Origin of the sequence: Vibrio sp. 10N.222.46.A1 (assembly GCF_041473595.1) — a bacterium.
GTDB lineage: Bacteria > Pseudomonadota > Gammaproteobacteria > Enterobacterales > Vibrionaceae > Vibrio > Vibrio tasmaniensis_A.
In genome coordinates, this window is the sequence record NZ_JBFRSN010000143.1 from 1 (window position 1) to 9243 (window position 9243).

The 9243-nt window shown below is 37.3% G+C and carries 5 protein-coding genes; 3 read left to right on the forward strand and 2 right to left on the reverse strand.

From position 1 onward, the window contains the following. The first annotated feature begins 41 nt into the window (after positions 1-41). From AB4496_RS05160 to AB4496_RS05170, 3 genes are all read left to right on the forward strand, one after another. Positions 42-3419: a hypothetical protein gene (locus AB4496_RS05160; protein WP_102257426.1), complete on the forward strand. Its 3378-nt coding sequence runs from the start codon at positions 42-44 to the stop codon at positions 3417-3419. A 635-nt stretch (positions 3420-4054) separates the two neighbouring features. Beyond that, positions 4055-5221 carry a hypothetical protein gene (locus AB4496_RS05165; protein ID WP_102257427.1) on the forward strand — a complete coding sequence of 389 codons (1167 nt, stop codon included), beginning with the start codon at positions 4055-4057 and terminating at the stop codon, positions 5219-5221. A 10-nt stretch (positions 5222-5231) separates the two neighbouring features. Further along, complete coding sequence (locus tag AB4496_RS05170; protein ID WP_102257428.1) at positions 5232-6311, forward strand: AAA family ATPase; 1080 nt, start codon at positions 5232-5234, stop codon at positions 6309-6311. Between the two features lie 669 nt (positions 6312-6980). On the opposite strand, the gene AB4496_RS05175 is transcribed toward AB4496_RS05170, so the two are convergent. Then, positions 6981-8087, reverse strand: coding sequence for a toprim domain-containing protein (locus tag AB4496_RS05175; protein ID WP_170962713.1), 1107 nt, complete (start codon positions 8085-8087; stop codon positions 6981-6983). Between the two features lie 7 nt (positions 8088-8094). Beyond that, positions 8095-9243, reverse strand: a 1149-nt coding sequence (locus AB4496_RS05180; RefSeq protein WP_372130660.1) for a hypothetical protein, incomplete at its 5' end; no start/stop codon positions are given.

Genomic DNA, 9243 nt, shown 5'->3' on the forward strand with positions numbered 1-9243 from the left:
ATCATATTTAATGAAGACGAAATAAGAATTCTCGGTGAATTATGATTGATTTATTTGATAGAACTGGAAAGCTGAATTTAGTTAACGTGGTTGACAGCAAGCTACGTGAACGACACATATTTCTGCATGGTCTATTCATTGATGCAGTTAACTCTGTCATAGAAGCGCTAATTGACGGCGCTGTGTATAGCGTTCCACTTAGTCACGGAAAAGATAGTAGTTTGACATTAATCATCGTTTTAGAAGCATACAAGCGTGCTATAAAGGCAGGGTTAATTGAAGCTGATAGACCACTCATATCGTATTGCACGAACACTAAGAGCGAATCAATCATTATGAATATGTTCAGCTCATTTGCAGGAAAAAAACTTGTTATGTATGCAAAGGAATCAGGCATCAACCTGAACTACCAACAAATATCACCACAACTTAGTGATGAGTTCTTTATCCGTTGGGCTAGTGCTTCAAAACTTATCCCATCCCCACTTAGAGCTGGTGACTGCTCTGTGATACTAAAAGTCGGGCCCGCCGAAAAACACTTAGCCAAAGTCTTATCTAAACTGCCTAATAAATTCAAATCAGTCCACATAGCTCTGGGTAGTAGAAATAAGGAGAGCTCTCGAAGATCTGAAAACATGAATAAAATGCAATTAAGTAATAAGATCGTGAAAATCGAACGATCCGGTATTGCTAAAAACCTATTTCAAGTGGCACCTATTGCTGAACTGACGAATGACGATGTATTTGAATTACTTGCTTTGATTGGTGCTCACCCAATATCAAAATGGACAATAGACGTAAACATTGAAAGCTACATGAGCAATTTTGGACTCTTGTTAGAACTTTATGGCAATGGTTCAAATGATGTTTGCGAGCTTGTAATTGGTAAGACTCAATCCAGTTCTTGTAGTGGTACTGCGAGGTTTGGATGCTTCACATGTACAATGTCAAAATACGAAAACTCTGGAATCGAAACAGCAAAATACCCAAGATATAGTTTATTGGGTGCCGAAAAAGCACTTCGCCTAAGAGATTGGCTATTCAGAATTGGTAACACAAACAATAAAAACCGAGCCTTTCACGCTAAAGCTTATGACGAAGTAGGCCTTAATCGCATATTACTTCAACCAAATATCTTAAAATCTCATTTTTTGGAGAAAATTATATGGTACGCATCACAACTCACTGCTGATTCCATCAAAGCTGCAAAAGACTTCGCTGAACATGTAGAAAATAACACTTTAGAACAACATGAAGGTTATTCAGACATCCTGAACGATCCCAATATCGCTCAAGCTACGAAAAATGAATTTTTGGACATGTACGTATCCGAAGCACAAATCCCACAGTTCAATGTTTTCAGCGAGCGACACGCAATCTTACTATCCGCTAAATGGGCTATTGACGGTATAACAGCTCTGCCATACAGACCCTTGAAAATATGGAAGATGGTCACTGAGCAAGGTAAATCACTTTCATGGCCTAAAACCCACAATGAAATTGAAGCCCTTGGTGGAAGAATAGAGTTGGATAGAACGCTACCCAATCCTGTAGCTCTAAAAACAATGCATGAGAATACGAATACCAATATGGACTTCATAAATATGAATACCCCGCTGATTGAGTATTTTAGTCTGCCTCAACATTTCCTAGGTGGTTTAGTTGAGCAAGATATGAATTGTTCGATTAAGTCGACCTCTAAGGAATCAATAGATCTAAATGCCTCTTACCAAGCATACCTATCTATTGATGATAGAAAGGAGGGTGAAATCATAGGGTCTATTCGCCTAGATTCAAGAAGCGTATACATACGCCTGAATAACATACAAATCTCAAACGTCACATCTCCTCAATCTAACTTATCTATGAAGCTAAAAGACAACATCAAGGCAGAGTTAATTAACATTGCTCACTCAAATCTAATTGATCACTTCGAGCACTTTGATGACAAAACACGTCACATGTTAGATGTTGAAGTCATGGAATTACTGAACAAAGAGGTGCATGCAATAAATAGCAACGCGGGGAAAGCCTCAGTGAGCATTCCTTACTTAAAACCAATAAAGGTAGGGCAGGTAGCAAGAACCTCACCAATCAAAGTTTCACGCATAAAGGAAGCATCACCGAGAGTCATCTTGAAAAAGAAAAATGGGATCATATTCGGAAATTCCAGAGTGCGTTCATATCCTTTAAACTTAGAACCTATTCTAAAGGATAGAAGCATTCTTGATATAAAGGTTCTTAAACCTCATTTTGAGTCAACGCTAGAGTCAACCTTGATCAACTATCAAGCAACCATCAATAACACAACAGATGACATTCTCAACGTATTGAACATCGATGTAGACAATGAATTATTTAGCCTTTGGAAGTGGAACGGTGGTATGGAAAGAGCGTTGAGGCAACATGATCACTACCTTGAGTTTTGGATGAATTCTCGATCAGAGTCGCCAGCATACCGGTTCCGTAAGTTCAATGGCTACCAAGTCATTACTGATTTATTTGGAGAAGGCGGTTTGCAGGTTAAATCAACATATAAAAAAGTTTTTATAGAGCACCTTAAACGAACGTGGCTATTCAATGAGATAGGTGCTTACGACTTTGCTAACTCTAAAATCTCTGACTTAAATTCGCACCCAGATGTTGTAGACATGAAAACTCACAGGGATGACAAAGCCAAAATCTTGATCAATGTAAGAAAAATTCGAAATGAAAAGCGTAAAAAATACAAGCCTATGATGGACGGAGTAGGGCGCATCAACTCTGTAGCTCAAGCTGTTAAAGATTTTATCGAAATGAACCTCGACTACTCAAGAATGCATATACTTTGTGGCTTTGACGCAAGAGCAAATTGTGTGTTTTTCGATAACCCTGCCACTCTCAGTCAGAGAGAGTCAACATATCGCACCTGGTTATTGATGTATCAGGATAAGTTCGTCGATATCGACACCTTAATTGAATGTTTGATTGGTCGAAAAATAGCGAAAGAAATTAAAGAAAGCAAAGAATACCCACGCTTAATGAAAGTGGTTAAGTCATTAAAGTTTTCTAGAAAACTATTAGAATCGGTGGAAATCAAGAAACACTATGAAGCAGCAATTGAGGACCTTTCTAAATTTAATGAAAAGCTCACGGCCATCGGGCACTCTAAAGCTGACCTGGAAGTTTTAAAGAGTCAGTATTCAGCTCTCATGATTAAGTACCATATCGATCCAGAAAAATATTTTAATTTCAATACTGAAAATCGCCAAAATAAGCAAAATTTGGCTCACCGTGTTATTTCGATTATCGATCATTTAAAACTAAGCACTGAAATGGCTAATGTGGCCGAGATGAATGTGTCAAAGTTACTAGAGCAAAGCGGTAAATACGGAGTAAAAAGTATGAGCTTAGAAGATAAGCTATTGGCTGTAAGTTAACCCTAGCTTCACAGTGAATATAGGGGGTTTTCAACAACTTAGAGTGATAAGTCAGAGTATTAACAATGTCCCTCTTTAAAAAGTTTCAACCTTTAAATTTGCCTGACGACACTAGCTGCGAGCAAACATTATTATGTGAAAAACTCGTTAAAAATTAGGGCATTAACGCACTGACTAAGAACTTAAAAGTGTAGAGTGAGATCAACAAAAGAACTCCTCCATGATCATAGATTCTTTGAATGTACGTTATAGATAAACAGAAAATTCAAACCTCAAAGGAATCAAAGCGTCAGTAATGGTGAATGTAGTTGGATTTCTTAGAAATTATGTTGAGCATGGTTATATTTTTGAAAAATCCAACTTAAAAAAGTTAGATTTATTGAAAATGTGGTAATATCAAGATGGAATTAGAGGAAATCCATCTTTGAGGATGTTGGTTTTAATAAAAATGCTTAACCAGTTAAGTTGGTAGGTTTAGAAAAGTTCTCAACCAAGATTCAACTGTCAAAATAAACACTAGCATTTAAACCGGAAATCACAATAAACCAATATTTAGTTATGATCAAGTGAAATGATCCATTTGCTGATCAAGATCGATAAACTCCATACAATCTAGCCATAACGGAACTTATCTCATGAGTAATAGATCAGACGATAAAACTGTATTAATTGAATTAATTGACAATGATGAAAAGAGCGAGTTGGTTGAGCACTTAAAGAAGTACAACTACATACCCGAAAAAATCGCAACAACCATATTCAACGATATTTTTCTTGACACAAAATCAACTAAAACTCTAGCGTCCAAAATTTACGAAGAAGGGGCCGAAGGGGTTGAAGCTTACATTTTGAAAAAGCATATGTATGGGGGAATTGTAGAAAGGCCCTGGTTCAAACGTCCAGATGTGAATTTTGAGGCCATCAAAGTTGATGTGTATCAGACATCATTATTTACTGAAGACCGCTCACTCCTCGAATACATGATTTTGACCGGGAGACACTTACCTAAATATCTCATCGCTGACATGTCGGTGCGTGATCTTTTGAAGTACATAAAACTGTCTTCTGAAAAAATCAATGAGCCATTTAATACCGACCCTTCCTATTTACCTCGCAAAGTTCGCTCTCGATTAGACATGAAAATCTTCTCGTCTGATGAATGGCAATTCTACGTCGTAGACATGAGGGTTGTTGCAAAGCTCATGGGGAAGGGGACTTATAATGCTAAGACCAGGGAACGTCTAGTCGCGCAATTGAACAACTTAAGTTCAGCAGAGATAAGATATCAACCTATCGGTGGTGATAACCACTTCATCGATGAAGATACATTCAAATTCGTTGACCACCTTTATTTGCCGATTATCAATACCGAAGATTCTGGGTTTATAAAGAATAAAAATAGAATTACCCCGGAGTTCTTTACTCATCAAATAATTGGGGTATCAAGGTTTTATGTGAAATCTCTCGCTAAGAACTCCGCAATAACTAGAGAAAAGTTTTCTCACTTTGCTCAAATCCCCATTAAACAAAATGTAGATGATTTCGTTAAGAGCTTAGCGACACATACAACGCAGTATTTATGTAAACATGATTTGTATTTTTGGTTAATGGATTACTACAACAATAAAAGCTTAAAAGGTGGCACATACATAACTACAAAAGTACTACGCACCCTTAGAACGCTTACAGATAGAAACGTAATTCATCACGTTGAAAAAATCCTCAATGTAACATTTGAGGTCCAGTACGATTCGAAAAGCTTAGCATGTAACGCAATCATTCGACCTAATAGCAAAAATTAATGAGAAAGACATGAGCAAACTGATCCAGCTGAGCCTTAAAAGGGCTTCGATCAATAAACAAAAACCTAGCGATTTCGTCCTTTATGGATTGCAAAAAAAAAGAGTTGGCTATCTTATTGGACTTGGCGGCGTAGGGAAAACCGACCTTTCCATTTCGATAGCAACAGACGTAGCGCTCGGCACCAATTTTACTGGTTTGAACTGTAGTTCAAATCCGCCGTTGAAAGTCCTATACCTTGCTTATGAAGATGGCCACGAAGATATCGAGGAACGAATTCTAAATAAACAAGAAAATTTTGCATTATCAGAGATAGAACTTTTAGAGCAGAATTTTTATCACTACAGCGAAGAGATACCATTAATACCAAAAACGACAGCCGTTTATCAGCACAGTCTGGAATTATACGAATTGATCGAAACGGCCAAAGATTTCGACTTATTGGTAATTGATAACGCTAGAAACTGCCTTTCTGGTCAAGATGACATAACTGGTGACATAGAATTCAACATTGCTTCCAATTTTCTGGCCAAAGAAGCTGATATTGCAGTACTAGTTACTCATCACATCACTAAAGCTAAAGAAAGTAATGTCGATGAACTAACAAGTAGTGGTGGTAGCGGCTTTTCTGCGTCACAGTCGAAAAGCAAATTCATACTTCTTGCATATAAGGTAAATAGCTCTTCACATGCTATGAGGTCCAGTTCATTAAAAAATAAAAAAGACCAGATACTCGTTCGCCATTTAAAAGCAAACAAATTACCTCCAAAAGATCAATATTCAATAGAAAGCCCCCTCATTCTTCAGACCTTAAATGGCAACCTCTTAATTGATGAAAATAAAGCCACAAAGCGCACATCAAAAAATGAAGATAACAATCCGCTAAGTAAGGTTAAGGGTACAACTAAGACCAAAGCAAGTATCTCTAAGAGCATTCCTTTTTCAGAGAAACTAGACGATAAAGACGCAGCTCGACAAGTTGCAGAAGAAAGCCTGTTAAATACACCAACCACGAGCCAAGCAGCCAAGCAAGACAAGATGCTTGGTTTAGATAAAGAAGAGGAATTCATACCCAGAAGCAAAAGGAAATGAATTATTATTTCTAATAAATCCAACTTAAGCCAAGTTGGATTTTCTAGAAAGATTTACTAAATTTCTAATAAATCCAACTAAATTTCTATATGGTCTAACATAAAAGGTCGGTTTTAGTTGGATTTTTCAAAAAATTAGACTAAAAAACACCCTCTCTATATATCTCTATAAAGAGATATAACAAAAATCATCTCACACTAAATTTCGAAAATTACAACATGAGATCAAGAGCTGCAGTCAACAAGTAGACTGCGAGTTTCCGTCACTGTTGTTTAGCTACAAGCTAAACAACAGTGCCGCAAACTACAGTTTTAGATCTACGATTATGATTAAGATCCAGTTTAGATCCTTTTTTGGATCTTTATGATGATCGCCCTTTAAATGCTTCTTAAAGGCTGTTTTAAAGCGTCTTTACCAAAACCTTGAATCTACTATTCAAACACCCCCATTGGGCCTTACGTTGAGTAATAGGAGGCCGTAGCATACTTATAACGCACGGTTTTGATTGGGGTTTGCGAGGGACGAGGAATATTCAAATCAAAATGCGTAATTTCAGTGGACTCAAATAGGAGTGCGGCCACTGAAACCTTGCAATATTCGCATAGAAATGAACTAAGTTATCTTAGAGGGGAGGGCTATTATAAATGCTCAGTTTAAAGATTGCTTTAGCTATCTAAACGACTGAACTAACTCTAGAGAATTTATGTTTTCGAACTCTTGAGCACTTCGGTGAGACTCAATTTTAATGAATTGCTTAATTTTATTTGCAATCATGCTATCTGTTGGCATTTTTACAACATCATTTAAAAGTGAAGCAAACACATATTGATTGTCTTGACCCCACTTCAAGTTTAATTCATCTAGGGTTAAATTTAGCAAGTAGTTTTCAATGCTAATACTGTTATTTAGATGAATGTTAAATGCATCTCTAGCTTCGTCAACTGTATCTTCTGACCTCAATATAGAATCAGGGTCCTCTCCATCAGGAAGGATTGTAATAACGATTTTACGATTGCCGGATAGGGCGGCACGGGATTGCTTAACAGCTCTTTTTGAAGCCTTAATGCCAGCCTCATCACCGTCAAAACAAAAATGCAAACAATCCGTGTATTGAAATAAACGTTCAATTTGATTTTCGTTTATAGATGTTCCCATTGTTGCTACAGCCGTTTCATATCTAAATTGATGCAATGTCGCCACATCCATATAACCTTCAGTAACCAACACTCGATCAACTTTTTGTAGACGATTTAGCAAATGCTCGCCAAAGATTACTTCATTTTTGTGGAATACTGGAGAGTCGGAACCATTCAGATACTTAGGGCCATATGCTTCATCATTGATCTTGCGACCACCAAAACTCACAATGTTATTATCTAAATCGAATATTGGGAAAATTACACGACCTTTAAATCGGTCAAATGAACCCTTCTCATTGCTCTTAACAACCCCCCCAAGTTCTAATAAGACCTTAATTGTTTCTGTCAATTCATCATCATTTAGCGAGTAACCAATGGATTTCTTCACCTTATCTCGCCAAACAGCGTTCTTACTTTGGGCTAAGAGCTGCGTAAAGCTCGATGGTGAATAGCCTAATTGGAATTTATCTATGGTTTCTTCATTAAAGCCTCTACTTTTAATGTAGTTAATACCATCAGGGGCTCTATTCTTAAAATGATACTGATAATATTCAGACGTCAGCTTTAAAGCAGTCAGTATTGGCAACTTTAAAGCTACATTAGAAGTGTTTTTATTAACAATTACATAGTCAGTCATCTTTACCTTACATACCATTTTGGATGAATGGGTGAACTATTTGGAAGTCATGATCGCTTTCACTCATTATCTCCATAGAGTTCAACTCAGTTAAAGCTTGTTCAATTTCATCTTCAACATCTGCTAGAACTATCTCCAAATCATTTGCATATGAAAATACAGTCGCATAACCTTCACATTCGAGTTCAAAGCCTTTAGCGGCTGCTTCGTTTCTATCAGTAATAAAAATTACAGGAGGTAAATTATCGGCTTCTATTTGATCTTCAATATAACCAAAGTTAGGTGCTGGAGCCCCTAAGTCAGTTCCGAAAACAACGGTATGTACTTCAAGTTCTAATTCTTCAGCTTTTAGAAGGGAATTCCTAATTGGGTTAGTAAAATCGGTACCACCACCACCGTAGTCCATTACTTCATCGATAACTTCGGCTTTGTTTTCAGGAGTTAAACTCCAATATACGTCTTTAACATCCACATCGGCAGGGAAAAGTAATATCTCGGAGAATCCAGAGGAAGGGTCATTTAGGTCTACCGATGCCAATGCTTCAGTAAATAAATCACCGATAAACTTCCTATTCATTGAGCCACTTGTATCAATAAGGAAGATTGCACAACCATCCTTCTGCTCAGAATGGTAAAATACTCCGTTATACATACTCGGAATAGAAAAGTACTCATCTATCAACTCTTCTTCTGTGTATTGCGTATCCCAAGAATTACCAGGCTCCATACTCTCAGAAACCGCTACCTTCCAAGAAATCTTTCCTTCGTCACCGAGTTTAGTTTTTTGCTTATAATAGCCGCCTCTCGTTCCCGCTGTAGTTTCTTTTTGCTGATTTTCATCAAGTCTAGAATGAATAGTATCCATTTCCTGACCAACCTGCTGAGCTCTTAAAGCATTTTCAGCTGAAATCGCTTCAATTTCTTCAATACTTCTTTCTTTGAGGCGTAAGCGATCCATTGTAGATTCACTTAATCCAGCTTCTTTAGCTGCTTCAACAACATCATTATTATCAATAGTATGATCATCAACAGTTGATTCACCTAAGCCATCACGCAATTGGTCAACAATGCTTCTTGCCATTTCAGGGTTGTTTACATGCTCCTTTGCTTGTTGGTCACCGCTTTGCTGCTGCCCTTGTTGGTCACCGCTTTGCTG

Coding starts and splice junctions, on each gene's coding strand:
- AB4496_RS05170 (WP_102257428.1), top strand. CDS start 5,232: ATGAGCAAACTGATCCAGCTGAGCCTTAAAAGGGCTTCGATCAATAAA.
- AB4496_RS05160 (WP_102257426.1), top strand. CDS start 42: ATGATTGATTTATTTGATAGAACTGGAAAGCTGAATTTAGTTAACGTG.
- AB4496_RS05175 (WP_170962713.1), bottom strand. CDS start 8,087: ATGACTGACTATGTAATTGTTAATAAAAACACTTCTAATGTAGCTTTA.
- AB4496_RS05165 (WP_102257427.1), top strand. CDS start 4,055: ATGAGTAATAGATCAGACGATAAAACTGTATTAATTGAATTAATTGAC.